This is a genomic window from Erwinia mallotivora (assembly GCF_000590885.1).
GTDB lineage: Bacteria > Pseudomonadota > Gammaproteobacteria > Enterobacterales > Enterobacteriaceae > Erwinia > Erwinia mallotivora.
Genome location: NZ_JFHN01000029.1, coordinates 54,400 through 78,944 on the forward strand (window position 1 = coordinate 54,400; position 24,545 = coordinate 78,944).

Consider the following 24,545-nt stretch of genomic DNA (forward strand, 5'->3'; position numbering starts at 1 on the left):
GTCATGATTAAAAAAATCGGTGTACTGACAAGTGGCGGTGACGCTCCAGGTATGAACGCAGCCATCCGGGGAGTTGTACGCGCAGCGTTAAGTGAAAATCTGGAAGTTTTTGGGATTTATGATGGCTATATGGGGTTGTATGAAGATCGCATGGTCAATCTGGATCGCTACAGCGTGTCGGATATGATTAACCGCGGTGGTACTTTTCTTGGCTCAGCCCGTTTCCCTGAATTCCGTGAAGAATCTGTCCGCGCCGTCGCTATCGAAAATATGAAAAAGCGTGGCATTGATGCGCTGGTGGTTATTGGCGGCGATGGTTCCTACATGGGGGCCAAGCGTCTTACTGAAATGGGTTTTCCGTGCATCGGTCTGCCCGGCACAATCGATAACGATGTTGCCGGAACGGATTACACTATTGGCTACTTCACCGCGCTGGAAACGGTGGTCGAGGCCATTGACCGCTTGCGCGATACCTCTTCCTCACATCAGCGTATTTCTATTGTGGAAGTGATGGGGCGTTATTGTGGCGACCTGACGCTGGCGGCCGCCATTGCGGGTGGCTGCGAGTTTATCGTGCTTCCGGAAATTCCTTACACACGTGAGGAACTGGTGGAGGAGATCAAAGCCGGCATCGCCAAGGGTAAAAAACATGCCATCGTGGCGATAACTGAGCACATTTGTGATATCGATGAGCTGGCTAAATACATCGAATCTGAGACTAAACGTGAAACCCGCGCAACCGTCCTGGGGCATATTCAGCGCGGGGGGGCGCCAGTGGCCTATGACCGTATTCTCGCGTCGCGTATGGGGGCTTACTCTATCGAATTGTTGTTGCAGGGCTATGGCGGACGTTGCGTCGGTATTCAGAATGAGAAGATGGTGCATCATGACATCATTGATGCCATTGAGAATATGAAACGTCCATTCAAAGGCGACTGGCTGGATACGGCTAAAAAACTTTATTAAGCAAAATCAGGGCACTGAAATACAGTGCCTTTCTTATGCAAATTGTTATGCCATTTAGCTATTACCGCTATTTTTTAATTCTTTAAAACGTAAAAGACTTTGTGTCACGCTCTCTCACAGTAAAAAACCTTTGGGAGCGCGTGAAATGAATAAGTGGAGTGTAGGGTTAACCCTGTTACTGGCCTCAACCAGTGTTCTGGCAAAGGATGTGCAGCTGTTAAACGTTTCTTACGATCCAACTCGTGAGCTTTACGAGCAGTACAACAAGGCTTTCAGTGCCCATTACAAGCAGGAAACTGGCGATAATGTGGTCATCCGCCAATCTCACGGCGGCTCCGGCAAGCAGGCAACTTCAGTCATTAACGGTATTCGCGCCGATGTGGTAACGCTGGCACTGCAATCAGATGTAGATGCTATTGCCGATCGAGGGCGCATTGATAAAAACTGGATCAAACGTCTGCCGGATAACTCCGCTCCTTACACCTCCACGATTGTCTTCCTGGTACGCAAGGGCAATCCAAAGCAAATCCACGACTGGCAGGATCTGGTAAAACCGGGCGTTTCGGTGATTACGCCAAATCCCAAAACCTCCGGTGGCGCGCGCTGGAACTATCTGGCCGCCTGGGGATGGGCGCTGGATAAAAACAAGGGTGATACAGCAAAAGCCCAGGCGTATATCCGCTCACTGTTCAAAAACGTCGAGGTTCAGGATTCCGGTGCGCGTGGCGCAACCAATACTTTCGTAGAGCGTGGCATCGGCGATGTGCTGATTGCATGGGAAAACGAAGCGTACCTGGCGGTGAACAAGCTGGGCAAAGATAAGTTTGAAATTGTTACGCCGAGCGAGTCTATCCTGGCTGAACCTACCGTATCCGTGGTGGATAAGGTGGTAGACGAGCGTGATACCCGTAAAGTGGCTGAAGAGTACCTGAAGTACCTCTATTCACCTGAAGGGCAGGACATCGCGGCGCAAAATTATTATCGCCCACGCGATCCAGCGGTGGCGAAAAAATATGCCAGCACTTTTGCACCGGTCAAACTGTTCACCATCAACGATGCTAAGTTTGGCGGCTGGAGCAAAGCGCAGAAAACCCATTTTGCCGATGGTGGCACCTATGATCAGGCCATGCAGCGCTGAATAATCCTGTCAGCATCAGGGCCGGACAACTGTCCGGCCTTTTTTTATCTGCTGCTGCATTTGTAACCATTTTCATTAATCACCTGGGTATATTATTTGAAATGTTCTTCTATAATAATTGGTTTACATAGTGGGCCAATCACGCTCAGAGGTTTCCAGATATGCAGGGGCAAAAGCATACCCTCATCGCAGTGGTATTAGTTGGGGTGGTGGTGACAGCGGGCTGTGCCTCTGTAGCGTTGAGTAGAAAAAACAACGCGGATGCGTTGTGGAAAATTGTCAGTCAGAAATGCGTTCCCAACCAGCAAAAGAATCATGATCCCAGCCCCTGTCGTGCGGTCGATCTCCGTTATGATTATGTGGTGCTGAAAGATCGCGTCGGTCCGCTGCAATTTTTACTGATCCCGACGGAAAAGATCAGCGGAATTGAAAGTCCCAGATTGCTCAATCCTTCCACCCCCAATTTCTTCGCTGAAGCCTGGCGTTCTCGTCATTACATGAGTGAGAAGCGCGGCCAGCCGATGAGTGAGAGCGTGGTATCGCTGGCGGTTAACTCTGTCAGTGGCAGAACGCAAAACCAGCTACATATTCATATCTCCTGCCTGCGTAGTGATATCCGACAGCGTCTGGACAGCCTGGCGTCGATACTGAAAAACAGCTGGCAGTCTGAACAGCTGGGAGAACATCAGTATCAGGTCAGAACGCTGACCGGCGATGAGATGCAGAGAACCAGCCTGTTTATCCGTGTGGCAAATGAGCTGCCCGGTGCACGTGAGGAGATGGGGAAATATGGCATAGCGGTGGCTGCGTTGCCGGATGGCCGCCGTGTGCTGATGGTCATCAGGCGCAACTTGTTGTTGCTCAACCCCGCCTCTGCGGAGGAGCTACAGGACCACAGTTGCAGCATTCTGAAATCGTAAAGGGATAAAGCCTGGCCCATCAGACTGGGTTATTTGCCATTCCGCTGCCAGGCTGCGCGCACCTTGCGTACCCCCTCAGCGCTTCAGGTTGTTCCGCGCTGCCCGGGCCCGGAGTGATGACAACATACACGCCTGATGGCCAGGGTTTTAATGTTTAATGGTGGCGGATTCGATCGGTTTGTCATCAGCATATTTTGCTGTGGCAATCCATGCGGCGCAGAACAGCGTTAAGCGCGCAAAGAAATAGAAAAACGCCATCAGCCCCAACACCGATCCAAAAGCTGCTCCCGATGGCGAAGAAGCCAGTTTTGGCAGCGTTAATGTCATGATGAATTTGATGACTTCAAACCCAATAGCGGCGAGTAAAGTGCCACGAAACAGTGCTTTCTTACGGGGCTTATGGCGTGGGAGTATCCAGAAAATCCACAGAAATAACAAATAATTAGCCAGAATGGATATCGACAGGGCGATCAGCGTCATCGCCGGGCGCAGCCATTCAATACCCTCCAGGCCCAGCGCCCGGACAATGCTGGCCTGAGCCGCTCCGGCAACGGACGTCAAAGAGAGCGTGACAATCAGCGCCACGACCAGCCCGGTGAGCGAGATAAAGTCGCGCGTATACTTAAACCAGACCTTTTCCTTGTCCTGCTCGTTACGCTCCCAGACATCGCGTGACTGGGCACGGATGGCCTCTCGCAGATTACCCATCCAGCTAATCCCGGAGTAGAGCGCGATAAGCAACCCGGTCAGTCCGACGGTGGTACGCTGTTGCACTGCGGTGTTCACCGTGTTTTTCAGCGTTGAGGCAAGGGTGGGATCGCTGATGTTGTTGACGATCTTATTAATCAGCTCGGTCAATAAGTCCTGATTAGACGCCAGCACAAAGCCTACGGCGGCAAAGGACACCATCAGGATGGGAATCAGCGAAAGAAAGGAGAAATAGGTAATCGCAGCACCAAACTGGCTACCCAGCCGGTCGTTAAAGCGTTCTCCTGCACGAATAAAATGGGCCACGGCGTGGTTTGCCTTAAACCGGGTGGCAAGGGTTGAGACGCGATCAATCGATTTATCGACGGTCTGATTCCCCGTTTTGATATTAAGTAGTGATTTATCCTGCTGATGCTGCACATCTGTCGGTTTTTTTTCCGTCATGAAACCTTCTTCGTCTTCTTCAGGTGCGGGCTGTTAGCAAATTATAACCTGTGGATCAGTCTACGTAACTTTGCATCGCCCTGCTCAGCCATTCCATAAAGACGTGTACCCGCCTCGCCAGATTACGGCGATGAGGGAAAATCAGCGACAGGGGCATTGGCTCTGGGCGAAAATGCGGCAGAATTTCAACCAGCCTCTTATCTTTAATCGCCTGACGCATTCCGCGTTCAGGTGCCTGAATAATGCCCAGGCCAGAAAGGCAGGCCGCACGATAAGCCTGAGTATTGTTGACGGTAACGGTGCCACCGGTCTTGATGAAATGGCGGTTTTTGCCGTCAAAAAATTCAAACCCCGCAGGCGTGCTACCCAAATGCTGGCTGTAATGCACCACGGCGTGAGTGGCAAGGTCCTCCAGCGCGACCGGCGTTCCAAAACGCGCCAGATAATCCGGGCTGGCGCAGTTAATCTGGGTCAGCGTTCCCAGAGAACGGGCAATAAGGCCGGAATCTTCCAGCACGCCACCACGTATTACACAATCAAAGCCCTCTCTGACCACATCCACCCGATGGTCGCTGCTGCTCAGTTCCAGCTCGATCCCCGGATACTGTTGAAGAAATTCCGGCAGCATTGGCAGGATACAGTCACAGGCCAGGCTGACTGGCATATCCACCCGCAGACGACCACTGACTGACGCGGGATCGTGTTGAAACAGCGAATCCATCTCTTCCAGCGTAGCCAGCAGCTCCCGGCAACGTTCGTAATAAACCTGACCGTCCTGAGTCAGCTGTACCCGCCGCGTGGTGCGATGCAGCAACCGCGTACCCAGCCTGTTTTCCAGCGTCTGGAGCTGTCGTGACAGGCTGCCTTTTGGTAATCCCAGGCTTTCAGCCGCGCGGGTGAAACTTTGTAATTCCGCCACCCTGACAAAAATCTGCATTGCCTGAATTTTATCCACTTTGCTGCCTTTTGTTGCTCAGAATGAAACAGTGATATGCATTTATGAATATTTATAGATCAGAGTGAAGCTAATAATCTCTCTTTTGTCGATAAAAAAACCAGTGGAGAAGAACATGAGCGATAAAATTGCATTAATTACCGGTGGAAGTCGTGGTTTAGGTAAGAATGCGGCGCTGAAACTGGCTGCACGAGGGGTAAATATCATCCTGACCTGGCATAGCTTCGAACAGCAGGCGCGGGAGGTCGTTGCACAAATTGAGGCGCTCGGCTCCCGTGGCGTGGCGCTCCAGCTGGATACCGGCAACAGTAAAACCTTCCCAGGCTTTGCCACTGAAGTGCAGCAACAGCTAAAAGCGATATGGCAACGCGACACGTTTGATTATTTATTAAACAACGCCGGAGCCGGACTGCATCAGGAGTTCATCACCACCAGTGAAGAACAGTTTGACCAGATGGTGAATGTGCATTTCAAAGGCCCTTTTTTCCTGACGCAGAAGCTGTTGCCGCTGATGGCCGATGGTGGTCGCATTCTGAATGTATCCAGCGGGCTGGCCCGGTTCAGTTTGCCAGGCTCCAGCGCTTACGCTTCGGTAAAAGGTGCAATTGAGGTGTTAACCCGCTACCAGGCGAAGGAACTCGGCGCGAGAGGGATCACCGCCAATGTGCTGGCCCCTGGCGCTATCGAAACTGATTTCAGTGGTGGGATGGTGAGGGACAATCCGCAGGTGAATGCTTTCGTCAGCTCCATTACGGCGCTGGGTCGTCCCGGATTGCCGGATGATATTGGTGATGCCGTTGCTTTATTGCTTAGCGATGAGAGTGGCTGGATTAATGGTCAGCGCATTGAAGCCTCTGGCGGGATGGCGCTCTGATGGAGCGCCTTAAAGTGGAATGGCTCAGACGTTAATGGTGCCGTCAATGACCGTCACTGACTGACCGCCAATCCACACGCCATCTGGCGTGTAATTCACGCTCAGGCGGCCGGCACGTTGCAGAACGGTGCCCTGGCGCACGCGGTAATCCAGCGTCTTCCCCTGTGCCTGAAGATAACGGGCCAGACAGGCGTTGGCGCTGCCTGTAACCGGGTCTTCAACCAGTGCACCATTTTCAGTAAACAGGCCGCGCACTTCATACTGCTCCTTCTCGCCAGCAAGCGGCCCGAATATCATCACGCCATTTACGCGGGCTTTTTGCGTCAGCCGCTCAAATTCCACCACGTTGGGTTTAACCGCCAGCACGTCACGGGCAGAGGTCATAGGCACCAGAAGCCAGCGAATGCCCATATCAGCCACCATCACCGGCAGCGTGCTCTCCATCGCCTCGCTGTTGAGTGCACTGCTGAGCGGGGCATCACTGAATGCTGACAGCGTGGCCTCCGGCGCGGCGAAGGCCAGGTGGTGGTCAGCAGCTGTTTTTATCGTCACCAGCCCGATACCGCACTGCTGAACGATCTTACCCGGCATTTTCAGGCTGATTCCCGATTCCAGCAGAGCGTGTGCGGTGCCCAGCGTCGGATGCCCGGCAAAAGGCAGTTCGAGAGTGGGGGTAAAGATACGCACCCGGTAATCGGCCCCCGGGTCGCTGGCTGGCAGAACAAAAGTGGTTTCCGACAGGTTGGTCCAGCGTGCAATAGCCTGCATCTGCTCATCGCTTAGCCCGTCGGCTTCCAGCACTACCGCCAGTGGGTTGCCGTTCAGCGGCGAAGAAGTGAAAACATCAACTTGCTTAAAAGCGCGTAATTGCGACATTGTGAGTATCCTTGCCATTGTCAGCCCGTGCCGGGTTGAATGTTAAATAAAAGTGACGATCTTATGCTGAAGATATTAGGTAGGGCCTCATCGATCAACGTCAGAAAAGTGCTGTGGCTGTGTGACGAGCTGAATATCGCCTGGAGGCGCGATGACTGGGGCGAAGGTTTTAAGTCACCTCAGCAGGACGCTTTTAAGGCGATGAATCCTAATGCCTTGATTCCGGTAATCCAGGATGGCGATTTTATTATGTGGGAATCCAATGCCATTATTCGCTATCTGGCCAATGCATATGGCGGCGGCTGGCTCTATCCGGACGATCCTCGCGCCCGTGCGCCGGTCGATCAATGGATAGACTGGCAGGCGACCGAGCTGAATACCTCCTGGCGCTATGCTTTTATGTCACTGGTACGGCATTCCCCCGCGCATCAGGACCCGCGTCTGCTGGCTGCGGCCTGTAAGGGCTGGTCACACACGATGGCTATCCTCAACCAGCAACTGGAACGGACCGGAGCCTGGGTGGCAGGGAACACCTTTTCACTGGCTGATATTCCGATAGGTCTGTCGGTTAACCGTTGGTACGAAACGCCGCTGGAGCATCCTGACCTGCCTGCGGTGCGGGCCTACTACGAACGGCTCACCGAAAGAAAAGGGTATGCAGCCTGGGGGCGCAACGGTACGCCCTGAATCTCATTCGCTGCCTGCTGCTATCCCACTCATTTCGCAGGCCAGTGCGCCAGTTCTTTTCAGCGCCCAGCTGTAGCGGTCGTCAAACGGATAGCAGCAGCTCAGGCGCATGGCGCTGTTACCCCGTTCGCTGAGCGTATAGAGGGCACCGGGCGTCAGACAGATTTTCTCCTGCAACAGACGGTGGAACAGCGCGACGCAGTCCAGCCTGCCGGGCAGTTCAACCCAGAAGACAAATCCGCCGCTGGGCTGGGTGGCTCGTGTTCCTGCCGGAAAGTGTCGGGCGATCATGCCGCGTGCCTCATCCATCTGGGCAGCATAGCGGCGGCGAAGATTGCGCAGGTGATGGTCATAGCCGCCTGACTCCAGAAAATGCCCCAGCGTTTCAGAAAGCAGCCTTGATTCTGCCAGCGAGGAGACAGACTTCAGCCGCGCCAGTTTTTCATGAAAACGTCCGCCAGCCATCCAGCCAAGATGGAAATCAGGTGCGATGGTTTTGGTAAAACTGGTGCAGTGAATGATCCAGCCATCGCTGTCAAAGGCTTTTACCGCCGGTGACAGCGGCCAGTTAAATTGCAGTTCACAGTACAGGCCATCTTCGATCAGCGGCACCTGGTAGTGATTGACCATTTTTGCCAGACGTTTTTTATCGGGCAAGGTCATGGTGCATCCCATCGGATTTTGCGCTGTCGGCATGGCGACCAGTGCCTGGATGCGCTTTTCCTGTAACACCAGCTCCAGCGCATCCAGCGACAGACCCTGCTGCGGATCGGTGGGGATTTCCAGCACGCTCAGCCCCAGACTGGCCAGCAAAGGGAAGAGATAAAAATAGGTTGGCGTTTCCACACCGACACAGTCACCCGGTGTGGTGACGGCCCGAAGCGCCAGCTGCAACGCCTCCATACAGCCATGAGTCAGGGTGATCTCTTCTGCGGTCAGGCTCATCCCCAGGTCCAGCGCGCGTCGTGCGATTTCCCGGCGCAGCCGCTGGCTACCAGGCGGTAGCGCATAGCGGCCGATCAGCATCGGTTCCCGCCGCAGCAACGAGGAGATAATACGGCTGATTTTTGCTGTGGGATAAAAGTCGCTGTTCTGCGGGCAGGCGAGGGAGATGTTGGTGTAGTCAGGGTGATTTTGTGCGGCAAAAACGGTTTCAATCAGCGCCAGCTTATCGCTTCCCGGCGAGTGCACCGTCGGGTGGAGTCGGCTGACGGCTTTAACCGAAGGCAGCACGCTGCGCACATAATAACCAGACTGAGGGCGTGCCTCGATCAGTCCGCGATCCTCAAGGATACGGTAGGCCGTCAGCACAGTATTAACGCTGACCTGATGATGGCTGGCACAGCGGCGGATCGCAGGCAGGCGGCTACCGGGAGGATAAGTTCCGCAGTGAATCGCTTCCGCCAGGGTGACGGCCAGCCGTTGATAGAGCGGTGATTCCTCGGTTTCGCTGATGGACACAATTATTCCTCTCGGGGATGGGTACAATACAGGGATAAGGATGACTGTACCCATAACAATAGTCTGTTTCTGAATCTGTTACCATATCGTGGCAGCCTGTATGTTGATGTTCTTACTCATCATCAGGATAACAATCATGCTCGACCCCTCCTTTTTCAGTTACGTCACGGTTATGTCGATTACGCCAGGCCCTAACAACCTGATGCTGGCGACATCCGGCGTGAATTTTGGCATGAGACGAACACTGCCAATGATGATGGGAATTGTCTGTGGCTGTGCGCTCCAGACTGCCCTCGCCGGGCTGCTGCTGGATGTGTTACTCCAGTGGATGAGTGCGGTCAGAGTGCCTCTGACGTTGCTTGGCTGTAGTTATCTGCTGTGGCTGTCATGGAAGATTTTCCGCGCAGGATCGCCGGAGATGCAGGAAAAATCCCGCCCCATGACGCTACTGGGCAGCGCGGCGTTTCAGGCGGTGAATCCGAAGGCCTGGCTGATGGCTACCAATGTTGCGCTGATGTACAGCTCAGGCAATGGCATTCTGGCGGTAGCGGTAGGATTTATGGTGCTCAATCTACCCTGCATCATGGTCTGGGCGGTGATGGGGGACCGGATGGGCCGTCACTTGCAGGTGCCATGGAAATTGCGAGCATTCAACAGTGTGATGGCGCTGTCGCTGGTACTGACCACCGTATGGATGCTGGTGGAAGCCATTAACATCCGCTGAATCAATCATCTTGTCGGCAGGAAGAGGGATGAGGCAGGATAAAGCAGGGTGGTTATACCACCCTGTTATGACCGTTCCGGCGGGATTATTTGCCAATAACCGCCGCGTGGCCGTCTTTGTTTTCATCGTTGGCCGCTGATGAAGGCGTGTAATCAAGTTGCAGAATGCGGCTGGTTTCCGCCATTTCATGTTCCGTTGCCGCCACGTTACCGTTCAGTTTCTGACCATAGGACGGAATTATTGCCCTGAGTTTTGACTGCCATGCCGCACTGTGGAACTGCTCCTTAAAGACTTTATTCATCAGGTCAAGCATGATTGGCGCTGCGGTAGAGGCACCCGGCGAGGCACCCAGCAGCGCTGAAATGGTGCCATCTTCAGAGGTCACCACTTCGGTTCCCAGCTTCAGCACGCCGCCTTTTTTCTCATCTTTCTTGATGATCTGCACGCGCTGTCCGGCTTTTACCCGCTGCCAGTCGCCTTGCTGCGCCTCAGGAAAATAGTCCTGCAAGGCTTTCAGCCGCGCCTCATCGGTTAACAACACCTGACCGACCAGATATTTGATTAAATCAAAATTTCCCAGACCGACATGCACCATTGGCATCAGGTTGGTCGGGGTGATTGAGCCAAACATATCCCACAGCGAACCCTGTTTAAGGAATCGGGTCGAGAAGGTGGCGAACGGCCCAAACAACAGTACCTGTTTGCCATCCAGCATTCGGGTATCCAGATGAGGCACCGACATGGGCGGTGCGCCGACGGAAGCTTTGCCATACACCTTCGCCAGATGACGTTGCACCACCTGCGGATTATCGCTGACCAGTAACTCGCCGCCGACCGGGAAACCAGCATAATTTTTGGCTTCCGGAATCCCCGTGCTCTGTAACAGGGGCAGCGCCGCGCCTCCCGCACCAATAAAAATATATTTCGCCCGCAGGGTCTTTTCTTTACCGTTTTTATTCAGGTCGGCCAGACTGACCTGCCAGCTGCCGTCCTGATTGCGTCTGAAACGGCGTACCTCATGGCGAGTTTGCAGTGTGAAGTGCGCACTTTTCTGCATCGAGGCGATCAACTGGCGGGTGATTTCGCCAAAGTTAACGTCCGTTCCTGCTGAGGTGCGCGTCGCGGCAACAGGCTGTGTTGCATCACGCCCTTCCATCATCAGCGGCACCCATTCCCTGATCTGCTCAGGATCTTCGGAGTATTCCATTCCACGAAAAAGGGTGCTTTTTTGCAGAGCGTTGAATCGTTTCTTCAGAAAACTGACGTTCTCATCGCCCCAGACGAAGCTCATGTGCGGCACACTTTTAATAAAACTGTGTGGCTCCTTCAGCATTCCCTTCTGTACCTGATGCGCCCAGAACTGGCGCGACTGCTGAAAGGCTTCATTAATATTGATGGCTTTCTGAATATCGACGCTGCCGTCACTGTTCTCCGGGGTGTAGTTCATTTCCGCAAGGGCGGCATGGCCTGTCCCGGCATTATTCCAGCCATCAGAGCTTTCGCCGGCCACGTCCGCCAGCCGCTCAACCATTGTGATATGCCAGCCTGGCTCCAGTTCCTGTAAATAAGCACCCAGGGTGGCGCTCATAATACCGCCGCCGATCAACAGCACATCGACGTCTGTTCTCTGTTGCTGTTCGGAGGCCGGGGTAAGGTTTTCGGCTGATTTTCGCATGGGGCGACATCTCCATATGTTGACGAATCAACATGTTAAGCAGGTGAAACAGCCCGGTTTCGGCAGAAAAAATCTGGCTGAATCGCTGAATACAAGGGGATAGCTGGCCGCGACGCCATACCGCAGGCATGGATAAATGGGCAACCAGTCAGGCTGTCAGAAAATATACCATTGTTATGAGTAAATTAAAAAATTGTTTAAATATTAAAAATGAGAATGAAGAATAAAAAGAAATCAGTAATAGTAATAATAAAGCTGGAGAGGGAGGCGGGTGTTTGAAAAATATTTTTTAAATCATGCGATTAGATGAAGATGAGCAAAACAATTGACTGACTTTTCAGGCCCGTTTCTGCTGCTGAATCGAGCCTGCTGAGAGGGGAAGTGTAAATTTTTCGGGCTGCCAGCAAGCCACAGCCGCCTCAGAGTATCCGTTCAGTTGCCGGGTGTGCTGTCGGGTAATTTTCGATGGCTGATGGCCAGACGGTTCCAGGCGTTCATCAGGCCGATGGCGATACTCATATCGGCGATCTCTTTATCGCTGAATGCTGCCGAAACCTGAGCAAATACCGCATCCGGCGCCTGCGTCCGGGCAATTAGGGTCAGCGACTCTGCCCAGGCCAGTGCAGCCCGTTCCCGGGACGTGAACCAGCTCCCGGCCTCACGCCAGACTTTGGTCAGTACGATTTTGTCCCAGGCCAGTCCTGCACCATGCAACGCTTTGGTATGTTTATCGATGCAGTAAGCGCAGCCGTTGATTTCTGAAACCCGCAAAAAAATCAGCTCAATAAGTTCCATTGCCAGCCCCGATTGCGCAACATAGTTGTATACACCTGCCAGTGCTTTCATACCTGCCGGTGCGACCCGGGCGTAGTGGATGCGTTCGCTCATTCTCTTCTCCTGTGATGACATCGCGGATCCCGGCATAACAATGGTGCCGGTACTGAGCAGATTCTCTCTGTCCTGATGGAACAACAAAAGTGCCAGGAATTGACAAAAACAGTGGCCCATCCCTGACAGCCGAAATTGACCTTACCCTGAGTCGTCAGGCTTCTCTGAACCTGAGTGAACAGATAGTCGCGGCTGTCAGCGCGGCGATCCGATCCGGACGGATTCGTCCCGGCGCACGGATGCCTTCCGCCCGTGACCTTGCCATCCAGCTTGGTGTGGCTCGCGGGACGGTGCGTGCTGCCTATGACATGCTGGCGGACAGCCAGTTGCTGGTGGCAAAAGGCGCGGCAGGAACCTGGGTCGGCGAGCGACTGCCGCTGCCAGCAACCTCTGTGCCACAGGTTCTGACTCCGTCGCCGCTGTCTGGCGTTATGCATGATTTTGATACTCCTCCGCGGATTTTTCAGCTGGGTGTTCCTGCGGGCGACGCATTTCCGGGGAAAGTATGGTCGCGTATCGTATCCCGCCATGCCCGCGAAATGAGTGGCAGGTCGGTCGGCTATCCCGACCCGCGTGGCAGTCAACATTTGCGCGAACAACTGGTCAGTTATCTGGCAATGACGCGTGGAATAAATTGTCAGGCATCGCAAATTATCATTACGCACGGTTTTGCGGGTGCGCTGGGATTGATTAGCCTGGCAATGAACTGGCGTGGGCACAAAATCTGGACAGAAGACCCCGGTTATCTGCTGGCGCGTAAAGCGCTGGAGCTGGCCGGAATGACAGTGGTTGGCGTTCAGGTTGATCAGGAAGGAATACGGGTAAGCGAGGGGCAGCGCCTTGCTCCCGATGCCAGACTGGCGCTGGTTACGCCAGGACAGCAGGCTCCGTTGGGTATGCCTCTGTCACCTGGCCGACGCGGTGAATTACTCCACTGGGCGATGATGTCTGAAGGCTTCATCATCGAAGATGATTACCTTGGTGAGTTGCAGTTAACGGGCCGCGCTGTGCCAGCCCTGGCATCACTGGACAGTGAGCGGGTTTTGCATATCGGTACGTTCAGTAAGAATCTCAGCCCCGCATTGCGGATGGGGTATCTGGTGGTGCCGGAGAGGCTGTCCGGACAATTTGGCGATGTCGCCGCCGCTCTCTTACCCGCCGCGTCTTTTGTGCTACAGGATGCCGTTGCGGAGTTTTTGCGTGAGGGGCATTTTATGCGGCACCTTCGGCGGATGAAGCGCCTGTATGCGCAACGGCAGGCAAAAATGCTGTCAGCCCTGAAAAATCATTTCCCTCTGGTTTATCCGGCAGCCCTGGCCGTGGTGGTTGAATTTTCGGCCGGGACGAAGGACGTGGACATTGCCAGCAAAGCGCTGGCTTATGGTATGGCCCCGACGCCTCTCTCGCGCTGGTATCTGCATGAAGATCAGTGCCGTTACGGGTTAATACTGAGCGTGACGAACATGCCGGAAGAGGGATTTGAAAGTCATGTGCTGACATTAAAAAGTCTGGTGGAGCGGTGGGGATAAGTGAAAACCCTGCGCCGTTTTCAGCGCAGGGAGAACGATCAGAGGTTTTTAGCCGCAGCCGCAGCTTTGACGATCACTGCAAAAGCATCTGCTTTCAGTGATGCGCCGCCAACCAATGCGCCGTCAATGTCCGGTTGTGCAAAGAGTTCAGCGGCATTTTTGTCGTTAACAGAGCCACCGTACTGAATGATCACCTGAGCCGCCACGCTGGCGTCTTTTTTCGCAATGTGATCGCGAATGAATTTATGTACCGCCTGTGCCTGAGCTGGGGTGGCTGATTTTCCGGTGCCAATAGCCCAGACTGGCTCATAGGCAATGACCACGCCATTGAAGGCTTCAGCGCCCTGGGTGTTGAGCACCGCATCGATCTGGCGGGCACAGACTTCTTCTGTTTTACCTGCTTCGTTTTCGGCTTCGGTTTCACCAATGCAGAGAACCGGAACCAGGCCCGCTTCTTTCAGCACGGCGAATTTTTTGGCGATCAGCTCATCGCTCTCTTTGTGATAGGTGCGACGCTCAGAGTGACCAATAATGATGTATTTCGCGCCGATATCTTTCAGCATCTCAGCAGAGATTTCACCGGTGAAAGCACCAGACAGATTGACGTCAACGTTTTGGGCGCCAGCCGCAATGTGGCTACCCGCGATGGCGTGTTTTGCCTGATCCAGATACATCACCGGTGGGGCTATGGCTACACCGCAGCCGTCAACGTTGCTCAGCTCGGTGCGCAGACCGGCGATCAGTTCGTTGACCATGTGTTTGCTGCCGTTCAGTTTCCAGTTACCCATTACTAACGGATGTCGCATTATTTCCTCCACGCTTAGCGCGATACGGTTAAATTAGCCTGCCTCAGCAGCGTTGTCTGCCGGACAGTATAGAGATCAAAACCTATGAAGGCTTTGCTTTTCGTCATTTTTGACCGCAAGTCAGCCAGTGCTCATGGCAAGCTTAAGTGGTTCGATGGCAAAGGTCAGCCCTTTATCGCCATTATCAGAAACGACATAGCGCAGAGCACCTTCGCTTTGAGAAAAATAGCGTAAGCCTTTACCCTTGCTCAGCAGATCGTCCAGCCGTCTCAGGCTCTGTTCTTCGTTCAGCGTCGGCTCAAAAAAACGCTCCAGCGCGGCCATGTAAGCGCGAGCGATATCACGTGAGCTTTGCTCCTCCGGACCGGGGATGGGCAACCAGGTTATTTGTAACGTTTTGATCTTTCCTGTGCCTTGTTCAAGGGCGGTTGAGGAATAGATATTTTCGTTGATCTTGCTGGCAGCACGGGTCAAATTACTTTTGTCGTCACGGTTGTCGATTGCCCGGTATTCCGGGATCTGCAAGGTTGGATTGCTGAGATTATACTTTTCGCGAAACTGGCCGATAGTCATATCAAAGGTAGGCGCACCGGGTAAAAGATAGGGCGCAGTTGGCAAATGCTCAGCATGATCCTGAGGGTCAGCATCGGCCCGGGCTGGTGCCATCGCCAGTATGCCGAGTAACACCATGCCCGCGAAAAGCGTTTCTTTCATTTTCATCTGCCCTTACCTGTGCATTTTTACGGAAGATTAGAGCGGACAATCGCTGGAAAAGTCAAAGGTTGAGGCTGTTCCTGGGGATAAAAAAATGACCTTACAAGCGTGGTGTTTTTCCTATCGCGGCAGGATCGGTCGGCGCGATCTCTGGATCTGGCTAATGCTGTGGCTGATACTGATGATCGTGTTATTTATGCTGGCGTCCTGTGAATGGGTGAGCACGCAGACCGCCGCTTTTTGCGTGGTCAGCCTGTTATGGCCAACCAGTGCAGTGGTGGTTAAGCGTCTTCATGACCGTAACAAACCGGGTTACTGGGGACTGCTGTTGATTGCTGCCTGGATGCTGTCGGCTGGCAACTGGGAGATGTTACCCGCAAGTTGGCAATGGGCGCTGGGGCGCTTTATCCCCACGCTGATTCTGGTGACCATGACGCTGGAGCTGGTGGTGTTGCCTGGCACCAGAGGGGATAATCGTTTTGGCACAACCGCCTGCCGGGTTAACTATTCTGGCCGCAGAGCCTCAGACTACCAGTAATGTTCACTGGTCATATGTCCGGGTTTACGTTTCAGATGTTTTCGCATCTGGCGCGTGTCTTTCAGCAGTTGCTGAGTGTCCCTGACCATTTGCGGGTTACCGCACAGCATGACGTGACTGTGTTCCGCCTCCAGAGCCAGCCCAACGGCTGATTCCAGCTGACCACTGGCGATCAACGCCGGGACGCGGCCGGTCAGCGAGCCGGCAGCCTCTTCCCGACTCACCACCGTCTGAATGCGGAGCTTACCGTTATATTGTTGTTGCAGCTGCTGCATCAGCGGCAGGTAGCTCAGATCCTGGGCGTAACGTGCTGCATGAACCAGTACAATGTGTTCGAAACGCTCCAGACCTTTCCCTTCCTGTAATATTGACAGATAAGGCCCGATGGCGGTGCCGGTAGCCAGCATCCACAGTGTTTTACAGGGAGGGATTTCGTCCAGCACGAAAAATCCCGCCGACTCTTTCGTGATCATCACCTGTTGGCCGGGCTTTAACTGGTGTAATTGCGGGCTGAGTTTCCCTTCAGGGACGTTGACAATGTAAAACTCCAGATGGTCGTCGCTGGGTGCGTTAACGAAAGAATAGGCACGCTGAACGCGCTCACCGTCGGTTTCCAGCGCCAGCTTGGCAAACTGGCCGGCGATGAAAGGATCAATTGGAGCAGTGACGACAAGGCTGAATAAACTGTCAGTCCAGGTCTTTACCTCTTTAATACTGGCGTTAACCCATTCGGCCATAACAACTCCTTAGTCGGTGTGGGGCGGGGTGGTCACCTATCTTCGCTACTGGCGCGGCTTTTTTCCAGTGACTGCCAGTCATAAAGCTCATATCGACAAATGACCCTGGCATGGGTGCACGCAAAGCGCCAAATCTCCTCGTCGACAGGGGAGCCGGTGGTGGCCGGGCTTAGAGCCTGACCCATCAGGGCTGGTTTACTCGTCATTTTGAACCCGGGCACGGCTCGAAATCCTCACAGACTCCGTGTACGCTCCGGTTTCTGCGCGTTGTCCCTGTCCAGACTGGCTACGACAATAACGCCTGGTGGGACAGGTTCTTACAGGTCGTTATGTTAAGTTGGCGTTTAATTTATTATTCATATCAGAAATGTCGTGATTTACACTCTTTTTGATGATGATTGATTTTTGCTTTTTTTATTGAAGGAAATGACGTGGATTATTTTTCATTATTTTTAATATTTAAAATATTTTCTGCTGAGATGAGATCAGGTAAAGTCGGTAATTGTTTTTTCTGTCAGGTTGTTTTCAATTTTCTACGACGTAAAAGCTATATATTAATTTTTTGAGTACTAATTCCAATATATCTTTTTTTATTTCTGCGTTCTGATAAATAAAGATGTATCTCTGTTCTTACTTCAGGCAGCGGGAATTCGGCGACTTTTATGCTGATTCTGAACACCCGGTAAGACTTTGTGCGTTATTTTAATAAAAAAAGAATCTGGCGTTTGCAGTATCCGGATCAACGCCAGCCTTAATTTATCAATGCCAGGTAGAAAAAAGGGCCTTCCAGCACGGCAGAAGGACCACTCATATGATGGACTTCCGGCTGCATTATGGTGTTGTGAAACCAGACCACCCTACTATTAACTGGAAAAGCTATGAACAGATCACTTTTTCACAAAACTCCCACCGTCAAGGTGACTGATAACCGTGGTCTTACCGTGCGCGATATTATTTACCACCGCCATCCCGACAGCCCGGAGTTTACCGATGAGCGCCTGACTTATCATCGCTACGACCCTCGTGGCTTTTTAACTGAAAGCACAGACCCGCGTTTGCACCAGGCCGGACTGGTTAATTTACATCGCCTGAACGATCTCACTGGCGATGCACTGCTCACACAAAGTGCCGACGCCGGGACGACAATCTTTTTTAAGGATGCCAGCGAGCGGCCCTGTATCAGGATTGACAATATTTGTATTAATGACGACGGCACCACCGATCCTGACCAGAAAGTAACCCATACATACCAGTATGAAAATGCTGACCTGCCCGGACGTCCGCTAAGTGTGACTGAGCAGGTAAACGGCGAAGCTGCCAGAATTACAAAGCGTTTCTTCTATGCTGGCAATCAACGTGCCGATCGGGATAACAACCTCGCCGGGCAGTGTATATATCACTGTGACCCTGCCGGGATATTGATGACTGATGGCGTTGCCCTCACTGGCGTGCCGCTTTCTGTCACCCGGCTGTTACTGGACGATGCGTCTGATGCGGATGTGGTCGCAAACTGGCAGGGGGATATTTCTGCCTGCCTGAACTGTGTGGAAGCCACAGGGCATACCAGCCTGAGTATCGCTGATGCTACGGGTAGCGTATTTAACACCACCGATGCAGCCGGTAATCAACAACGCATGCAATTTGACGTGGCAGGACTTCTCAGTTCCTGTTGGTTGACGGTGAAGGGCGGGATGGAGCAGGTTATTGTCACATCCCTGACCTGGTCCGCTGCCGGACAGAAACTGCGTGAGGAGTATGGCAACGGCGTGGTGAACCAGTATCGCTATGAACTGGAAACCCAGCGCGTGATCGGCATAACCACTTTCCGTCCGGCCGGACATCCTGCCGGTGCGAAGATGTTGCAGGACTTGCACTATGGCTATGATCCGGCGGGAAACATAATCAGCATACGTAATGATGCGGAAAAAATTCGTTTCTGGCGTAACCAGAAGGTGGTGCCGGGAAATACTTACGTTTATGACAGCATATATCAAATGGTCAGGGCGACTGGCCGGGAAATGGCAAATGCATGCCAGCAGGATGTCAGCAAACTTGCCGTAAATGTCCCTCTCATCACTGATAACGTCTCATATACCTCCTACATCCGCAGTTATCTTTATGACCGGGCCGGAAATCTTCTACAGATACGCCATGGTGCACCTGCCACAGGAAATAACTACACGACAAAGATCACTGTCAGTGACCGAAGTAATCGGGCAGTACTGAGTTCTCTGGTTGCCCGAGCGGAAGAGGTGGACGCGCTGTTTACGAATAGAGGCTGCCAGACAGAGTTGGTATCGGGACAGCATCTTTCATGGACATCCAGAGGGGATCTGCTTCGGGTGACGACCGTGGCGCGTAAAGGCTCGGCGGACGACACTGAAAGCTACCGTTATGACAGTGGCAGCCAAAGGGTGCTGAAGATCAGCCGTCAGCAGACACAAAACAGTGTGCAAACGAGGCAGGTGCTGTACTTGCCCGGACTGGAACGGAGAAAGACATTTATTGGCAGCGTGGAAACAGAAAACCTACAGGTTATCAACGCCAGGGTGGCTCAGGTGCAGGCATTGTGCTGGGAAAACGGCAGGCCACACGGTATCAACAACGATCAGCTGCGTTACAGCTGCTCTGACCTCAACGGCAGTATAACGCTTGAATTGGATGGCGAAGGCAATCTTATCGACTATGAGGAGTATTATCCTTTTGGTGGCACGGCGGTAAGGACGGCGCGTAGTGCTGTGGAGGTGGACTACAAGACGGTGCGTTATTCTGGAAAAGAGCGGGATGCAACGGGTCTGTATTACTATGGCTACCGGTATTATCAACCCTGGGCAGGGCGCTGGCTCAGTGCCGATCCTGCGGGTACAGTGGATGGCCTGAATTTATACCGCATGTGCAGGAATAATCCGCTGTCATATAAGGACCAGCATGGGCTTGTTGGGCGGAGTCTTACCTCGCTGTTTGTTTCAGATGATCAACAGCTAAAAAAAGGGAGCATTACACCCTTGCGCTCGCGTGGTCTTTTGGTGGGAAGTGACACAGTGGAAACATCATTGCAGTTTGATATTCACCGTTATGACTCAGATAAACATCTGTCAGAGCCGCTACCTTATACTTCCGAAATTCTCAATGAAGAAAGTATTTTACACAAGACGGTGATGGTATTTGATGGTCAACATATGACCTCAAGTGAATCGGGCGCAGGAAAAATAGGTTCCCACTGGGATAGCAATAAACTGAGTAAAGATATTCAGGGAATACAGGTTGCGAATGGAATGTCAGGTTCAGTGGGAATCCGCATTGCTCTTGACAGTATCCATGATGGTAATCCTTTGATAGTCACTTCAGGGGCTTTAAGTGGTTGCTCCATGATATATACGGTGGACGATGATCATTTTTATGCTTTGCATACAGGGCAAAAACCCGGTGATAACAAATGGAAAACAGGCCTTCATGGTGTAGCTTCCGCCCAGCATACTTTACAGGCTCTGTCAGGAAAGACGCTGGATACTTCGGGTAATCATAATAATGATTTAATTGATACCCTGGGTTTATTCGATAACTCTGCGCTGACTTTTTTTGGTAAAGAGGGCACCCGAACGGACAGAGTGAAAAGCAATGTGACTACGTTTGATTATAACCTGGCGCAGGCTCCGAAATTTTCGATCAGAGCAGGCTATAGCTATGCTTTATTAGCGAAAAAGCAAGGGAAGACCATTGTCAAAGTGTTATCGGAGGATGTGTCAGTTAACTCAATGAATAAGAAAATTAATGTGCTTGGTTCAATGAAATTCAACCTGAGATAGACGTTTTTATTTGAGTTTCATTGGCACTAATGAGCCGGGCTCTGAAGAACGGTTTTTCCCCTGATGAAGGGTAACCTTAAGTACCATGGCGCTGAGCTGTGCAATATTGTCCAGCCGTTCAGGGTAAGGCCTTAAAAGCACGGTATCTTATACCGGAATGGGCAAGTTGACGGCTCACCTTGCCCAGGGTGATTACAAAATATAAGGGTGAAGATTCTCGTCCTTACGATCCAGATAATGGACGGACTGAATGCGACGAATGGTGCGCGATTTGCCACGGATAAGTAGTGTTTCCGTGGTGGCAATAGTGCCCTTGCGGGTAATACCTTTGAGCAGGTCGCCGTCAGTGATGCCGGTGGCAGAGAAGATAACATTATCGTCTTTCGCCATATCATCCAGTTGCAGCACCCTGCCAGCGTCTATCCCCATTGCGGCGCAGCGCTGCAACTCCTGTTCACCGGCAGCCCGGTTTTCAGGGGTGTCGCCTTTGACATGATGGCGGGCCAGCAGCCGACCCTGCATATCGCCATCCAGCGCACGGATGACCGCAGCCGAAACCACGCCCTCGGGCGCGCCGCCAATGCCGTAAAGTACGTCCACTTCACTGTCCGGCATACAGGTCAGAATCGATGCGGCCACATCGCCATCAGGAAAAGCAAATACCCGCACGCCAAGCTGCTTAAGCATGGCAATAACCGCCTCATGGCGCGGTTTGGCTAGCAGGGTAACGGTTAATTCGGACAGGGGCTTTTGCAACGCTCCGGCGATCCGCCGCAGGTTCTCTTCCAGCGGCTGGTTCAGGTCAATTACACCTTTTGCTCCCGGCCCGACGACCAGCTTTTCCATATACATATCCGGAGCATTCAGGAAGCAGCCTTTGTTACCGACGGCCAGCACCGCCAGCGCATTAGCCTGCCCCATTGCGGTCATTCTGGTCCCTTCAATGGGATCGACGGCAATATCTACGCGATCACCATTGCCGCTGCCCACCCTTTCACCAATATAGAGCATGGGAGCTTCATCAATTTCCCCCTCGCCAATCACAATCTGACCGTCAATGTTGATGTTATTGAGCACGATGCGCATGGCATGGACAGCTGCACCGTCGGCGGCATTTTTATCACCGCGCCCCAGCCATTTATATCCGGCCAGCGCGGCGGCTTCCGTTACGCGTGAAAATTCAATGGCGAGTTCTCGTTTCATGATTTGCCCTGGTGGAATGATCAGGCAGAGGAGTTTATCACAGCGGAGAAAGAGGAAGGGGAAATGCCCGCGATCCTGACAATCGCGGGCGGGAGGGGATTATGCGTCGTCCTGCTCTTCCCATGCCTGGGCACGGGCAACGGCTTTTCTCCATCCGGCGTAGCGGTAGTTGCGCTCGCTGCTTTCGATGCCGGGACGGAATTCACGCTCAATGACGGCTTTCTCTTTCACTTCATCCAGATCTTTCCAGAAGCCAACGGCCAGGCCTGCCAGATAGGCGGCTCCCAGGGCGGTGACTTCACGAACTTCCGGGCGCTCTACGCGGGTGCCGAGAATATCGGACTGGAACTGCATCAGGAAGTTGTTGGCTACCGCTCCGCCATCCACGCGCAGCGATTGCAGACGGGTATCCGCATCGTTTTGCATCGCTTCCAGCACGTCACGAGTCTGATAGGCAATGGACTCCAGCGTTGCGCGAATAATGTGGTTAGCATTTGCACCGCGCGTCAGGCCGAAAATCGCGCCGCGTGCATAGGGGTCCCAGTAGGGTGCGCCCAGTCCGGTAAAGGCCGGAACGACATAAACGCCGTTACTGTCTTTCACTTTCATCGCGAAGTATTCAGAATCGGTCGCGTCACCAATCAGTTTCATCTCATCCCGCAACCACTGGATAGAGGCTCCACCGATAAACACCGCACCTTCCAGTGCATAGTTCACTTCACCGCGTGGGCCACAGGCTATGGTAGTCAGCAGACCATGGGTTGAGGTGACGGCTTCAGTTCCGGTATTCATCAGCATAAAGCAGCCGGTGCCGTAGGTGTTCTTGGCCATGCCCGGCTGAACGCACATCTGACCATAAAGTGCCGCCTGCTGGTCACCGGCAATACCCGCGATAGGAATACGTGTCCCGCCTTTACCACCAATGTTGGTCTGACCGTACACTTCGGAAGAGGATTTCACCTCAGGCAGCATTTCACGCGGAATATCAAGAATTTCCAGCATGCGCTCGTCCCACTCCAGCTTGTGGATGTTGAACATCATGGTGCGCGAGGCATTGGTGTAATCGGTGATGTGCACGCGGCCCTGGGTCATTTTCCACACCAGCCAGCAGTCAACGGTGCCAAACAGCAGCTCGCCGCGTTTGGCGCGTTCGCGGGCACCTTCGACATTGTCGAGTATCCACTTCACTTTAGTGCCGGAGAAGTAAGGGTTGATCACCAGGCCAGTGGTGTGCTGGATATACTCTTCCAGTCCCTCTTTTTTCAGTTTTGCACAGTAATCAGCGGTACGCGGATCCTGCCAGACAATCGCGTTATAAACCGGCTTACCGGTTTCCTTATCCCAGACGATAGCGGTTTCACGCTGGTTAGTAATACCGATAGCGGCAATTTCATCTGAACGGATATCGGCGTGGGCCAGCACTTCAACCAGGGTTGAACTTTGTGATGCCCAGATGTCCATCGGGTCATGTTCAACCCAGCCTGGCTTAGGGTAAATTTGCTGAAATTCGCGCTGAGAGACGGCCACAATGTTTGAGTCATGATCAAGGATAACCGCGCGGGAGCTGGTTGTGCCCTGATCGAGCGCGACAATGTATTTCTTTTCTGTAGTCATAAATCCTTCCTGATGATTCAAAAGGTTATCTTTTACGCTTTACGCTGCTCAGCACGCGCTATCGTTTTCTCTTCTTGCTTTACTACCGCAACGGCGCCAGGCAGATTACGGGCAATTAATACGCGGTAGCCAAATGCGCCCACGCTGGCACCGACAATCGGGCCAAAAATCGGTACGAGGAAGTACGGGATATCACGGCCACCGGTAAAGGCCACATTGCCCCAGCCTGCCAGCCATTCAAACAGTTTAGGTCCAAAATCACGGGCAGGGTTCAGGGCGAAGCCTGTCAGTGGACCGGTAGCGCCACCGATGATGGCAATCAGCAGGCCAATCAGCAGCGGAGCCATAGGACCACGCGGCAAGCCATTACCGTCATCGGTTAGCGCCATAATCAGTCCCAGCATGACGGCGGTGATTACGGCTTCAACCAGGAAGGCCTGGCCTACGCTGATGTGCGCGTTAGGGTAGGTGGAGAAAACGCCAGCCAGTTCAAGGCTTTCCACGCTGCCACGCACAATATGATGCGTCTGCTCATAATCGAGAAACAGGTTGTAGTACAGCCCATAGACAAGGGCAGCAGAGCAGAAGGCACCTGCGATTTGTGCCAGAATATAGGGAACGACTTTACGAGCTTCAAAATTACCGAACAGGCACAATGCAATGGTGACGGCTGGGTTTAAATGAGCGCCAGAAATGGCGGCGCTGAGATAGATAGCCATAGCAACGGCCATCCCCCAGATAATGCTGATTTCCCACAGTCCAAGAACTGCTCCGGCTAATTTTGCTGCGGCGACACAGCCAGCACCAAAGAAAATAATGGTGCCGACTCCCAGGAATTCTGCGATGCACTGCCCTTTGAGCGTGCTTGTTGTTTGAGTCATGTTGGCGTTTCCTGAAGGCGAGGTTAAATGTTGAACTGCGTTTTTTTCTCATTCCCTGAGCTGCCCTGGTTATTTGTAGGGCTGATGTGAATTTATCGTTAACGAGCATAAACGAGAAATAGCGAAATCAAAACTTGTGCTCTGCGTCAAAAAAATGAGCGTTTTCGCGTCTTTTGACACTATGTAAACGGCATTCCAGCTTTCGTTTTAATTTTAATTTATCTTTTTTTTAACAATAACCCCGCTCCCGGCAAGGGCAATTGTTACATTTACCAGGTCTGGACTGAAAATTGTTACAGACTGCACTCCATGCCGGTTCGCTGCTGGACTTGCCGGACGGGGGTACTTACAATCGGGGCATCGTTGTTACCCGGAAGAGGCCGGTTCATGCCCTCTTACCG

The 24,545-nt window shown here is 52.8% G+C and carries 22 protein-coding genes; 9 read left to right on the plus strand and 13 right to left on the minus strand.

The genetic code is table 11. The features are described from left to right. Positions 1 to 3: 3 nt before the first annotated feature. The 3 genes from pfkA to BG55_RS05495 all read left to right on the plus strand — a co-directional run bounded on the left by pfkA (position 4) and on the right by BG55_RS05495 (position 3,024). Positions 4 to 966, plus strand: a complete 963-nt coding sequence (pfkA, locus tag BG55_RS05485) for a 6-phosphofructokinase (protein WP_034935217.1) — start codon at positions 4 to 6, stop codon at positions 964 to 966. 145 nt (positions 967 to 1,111) lie between these two features. Next, a complete protein-coding gene (locus BG55_RS05490; protein WP_034935220.1) occupies positions 1,112 to 2,104 on the plus strand; it encodes a sulfate ABC transporter substrate-binding protein in 993 nt (330 codons plus the stop codon). 161 nt (positions 2,105 to 2,265) lie between these two features. Continuing rightward, positions 2,266 to 3,024, plus strand: coding sequence for a CDP-diacylglycerol diphosphatase (locus BG55_RS05495; protein ID WP_034935221.1), 759 nt, complete (start codon positions 2,266 to 2,268; stop codon positions 3,022 to 3,024). A gap of 147 nt (positions 3,025 to 3,171) precedes the next feature. Here the strand turns inward: BG55_RS05495 and yhjD are convergent, their stop codons facing one another. Next, entirely contained in the window at positions 3,172 to 4,176 is a 1,005-nt protein-coding gene (gene yhjD, locus BG55_RS05500; protein ID WP_034935224.1) for an inner membrane protein YhjD, read from the minus strand. Positions 4,177 to 4,231: 55 nt separating this feature from the next. Then, positions 4,232 to 5,131, minus strand: coding sequence for a LysR family transcriptional regulator (locus tag BG55_RS05505; RefSeq protein ID WP_034935226.1), 900 nt, complete (start codon positions 5,129 to 5,131; stop codon positions 4,232 to 4,234). Positions 5,132 to 5,246: 115 nt separating this feature from the next. On the opposite strand from BG55_RS05505, the gene BG55_RS05510 reads away from it, so the two are divergent. Continuing rightward, the gene (locus tag BG55_RS05510) at positions 5,247 to 6,005 is read left to right on the plus strand and encodes an SDR family NAD(P)-dependent oxidoreductase (protein ID WP_034935229.1); all 759 of its coding nucleotides are present in this window, start codon (positions 5,247 to 5,249) and stop codon (positions 6,003 to 6,005) included. Between the two features lie 24 nt (positions 6,006 to 6,029). Here the strand turns inward: BG55_RS05510 and BG55_RS05515 are convergent, their stop codons facing one another. Then, the gene (locus tag BG55_RS05515; RefSeq protein ID WP_034935232.1) at positions 6,030 to 6,881 is read right to left on the minus strand and encodes a PhzF family phenazine biosynthesis protein; all 852 of its coding nucleotides are present in this window, start codon (positions 6,879 to 6,881) and stop codon (positions 6,030 to 6,032) included. 63 nt (positions 6,882 to 6,944) lie between these two features. Between BG55_RS05515 and BG55_RS05520 the strand changes: the two genes are divergently transcribed. Continuing rightward, positions 6,945 to 7,568, plus strand: a complete 624-nt coding sequence (locus tag BG55_RS05520) for a glutathione S-transferase family protein (protein ID WP_034935340.1) — start codon at positions 6,945 to 6,947, stop codon at positions 7,566 to 7,568. 3 nt (positions 7,569 to 7,571) lie between these two features. On the opposite strand, the gene BG55_RS05525 is transcribed toward BG55_RS05520, so the two are convergent. Further along, positions 7,572 to 9,029, minus strand: coding sequence for an aminotransferase-like domain-containing protein (locus tag BG55_RS05525; RefSeq protein ID WP_034935234.1), 1,458 nt, complete (start codon positions 9,027 to 9,029; stop codon positions 7,572 to 7,574). Positions 9,030 to 9,165: 136 nt separating this feature from the next. Here BG55_RS05525 and BG55_RS05530 point away from each other — a divergent pair, with 136 nt between their 5' ends. Further along, positions 9,166 to 9,753, plus strand: coding sequence for a LysE family translocator (locus tag BG55_RS05530; protein WP_034935236.1), 588 nt, complete (start codon positions 9,166 to 9,168; stop codon positions 9,751 to 9,753). A gap of 85 nt (positions 9,754 to 9,838) precedes the next feature. On the opposite strand, the gene mqo is transcribed toward BG55_RS05530, so the two are convergent. Next, positions 9,839 to 11,428 (minus strand): malate dehydrogenase (quinone), encoded by a 1,590-nt coding sequence (gene mqo, locus BG55_RS05535; RefSeq protein ID WP_052018704.1) that lies wholly within the window; start codon positions 11,426 to 11,428, stop codon positions 9,839 to 9,841. Between the two features lie 432 nt (positions 11,429 to 11,860). Next, positions 11,861 to 12,316: a carboxymuconolactone decarboxylase family protein gene (locus tag BG55_RS05540; RefSeq protein ID WP_034935239.1), complete on the minus strand. Its 456-nt coding sequence runs from the start codon at positions 12,314 to 12,316 to the stop codon at positions 11,861 to 11,863. Between the two features lie 89 nt (positions 12,317 to 12,405). Here BG55_RS05540 and pdxR point away from each other — a divergent pair, with 89 nt between their 5' ends. Continuing rightward, complete coding sequence (gene pdxR, locus BG55_RS05545; RefSeq protein WP_034935241.1) at positions 12,406 to 13,845, plus strand: MocR-like pyridoxine biosynthesis transcription factor PdxR; 1,440 nt, start codon at positions 12,406 to 12,408, stop codon at positions 13,843 to 13,845. Positions 13,846 to 13,883: 38 nt separating this feature from the next. Here pdxR and tpiA read toward each other — a convergent pair whose 3' ends face one another. Together tpiA and BG55_RS05555 are read right to left on the minus strand one after the other, a co-directional pair. Next, positions 13,884 to 14,651, minus strand: a complete 768-nt coding sequence (tpiA, locus tag BG55_RS05550; RefSeq protein WP_034935243.1) for a triose-phosphate isomerase — start codon at positions 14,649 to 14,651, stop codon at positions 13,884 to 13,886. 120 nt (positions 14,652 to 14,771) lie between these two features. Then, positions 14,772 to 15,365 carry a YiiQ family protein gene (locus BG55_RS05555; RefSeq protein ID WP_034935343.1) on the minus strand — a complete coding sequence of 198 codons (594 nt, stop codon included), beginning with the start codon at positions 15,363 to 15,365 and terminating at the stop codon, positions 14,772 to 14,774. A 94-nt stretch (positions 15,366 to 15,459) separates the two neighbouring features. Between BG55_RS05555 and BG55_RS05560 the strand changes: the two genes are divergently transcribed. Then, positions 15,460 to 15,903, plus strand: coding sequence for a DUF805 domain-containing protein (locus BG55_RS05560; RefSeq protein ID WP_034935245.1), 444 nt, complete (start codon positions 15,460 to 15,462; stop codon positions 15,901 to 15,903). Here the strand turns inward: BG55_RS05560 and fpr are convergent. Together fpr and BG55_RS22790 are read right to left on the minus strand one after the other, a co-directional pair. After that, positions 15,894 to 16,640 carry a ferredoxin--NADP(+) reductase gene (fpr, locus tag BG55_RS05565; protein WP_034935247.1) on the minus strand — a complete coding sequence of 249 codons (747 nt, stop codon included), beginning with the start codon at positions 16,638 to 16,640 and terminating at the stop codon, positions 15,894 to 15,896. The genes BG55_RS05560 and fpr overlap by 10 nt on opposite strands. A 32-nt stretch (positions 16,641 to 16,672) precedes the next feature. Further along, positions 16,673 to 16,846: a hypothetical protein gene (locus BG55_RS22790; RefSeq protein ID WP_160170835.1), complete on the minus strand. Its 174-nt coding sequence runs from the start codon at positions 16,844 to 16,846 to the stop codon at positions 16,673 to 16,675. 672 nt (positions 16,847 to 17,518) lie between these two features. On the opposite strand from BG55_RS22790, the gene BG55_RS05570 reads away from it, so the two are divergent. Next, the gene (locus tag BG55_RS05570) at positions 17,519 to 20,446 is read left to right on the plus strand and encodes a cytotoxic necrotizing factor Rho-activating domain-containing protein (RefSeq protein WP_052018705.1); all 2,928 of its coding nucleotides are present in this window, start codon (positions 17,519 to 17,521) and stop codon (positions 20,444 to 20,446) included. Positions 20,447 to 20,638: 192 nt separating this feature from the next. Here the strand turns inward: BG55_RS05570 and glpX are convergent, their stop codons facing one another. The 3 genes from glpX to BG55_RS05585 all read right to left on the minus strand — a co-directional run bounded on the left by glpX (position 20,639) and on the right by BG55_RS05585 (position 24,144). After that, positions 20,639 to 21,649: a class II fructose-bisphosphatase gene (gene glpX, locus BG55_RS05575; protein WP_034935250.1), complete on the minus strand. Its 1,011-nt coding sequence runs from the start codon at positions 21,647 to 21,649 to the stop codon at positions 20,639 to 20,641. 99 nt (positions 21,650 to 21,748) lie between these two features. Further along, positions 21,749 to 23,263 carry a glycerol kinase GlpK gene (glpK, locus tag BG55_RS05580; protein WP_034935252.1) on the minus strand — a complete coding sequence of 505 codons (1,515 nt, stop codon included), beginning with the start codon at positions 23,261 to 23,263 and terminating at the stop codon, positions 21,749 to 21,751. Positions 23,264 to 23,295: 32 nt separating this feature from the next. After that, positions 23,296 to 24,144: an MIP/aquaporin family protein gene (locus BG55_RS05585; RefSeq protein WP_034935256.1), complete on the minus strand. Its 849-nt coding sequence runs from the start codon at positions 24,142 to 24,144 to the stop codon at positions 23,296 to 23,298. Between the last annotated feature and the right edge of the window lie 401 nt (positions 24,145 to 24,545).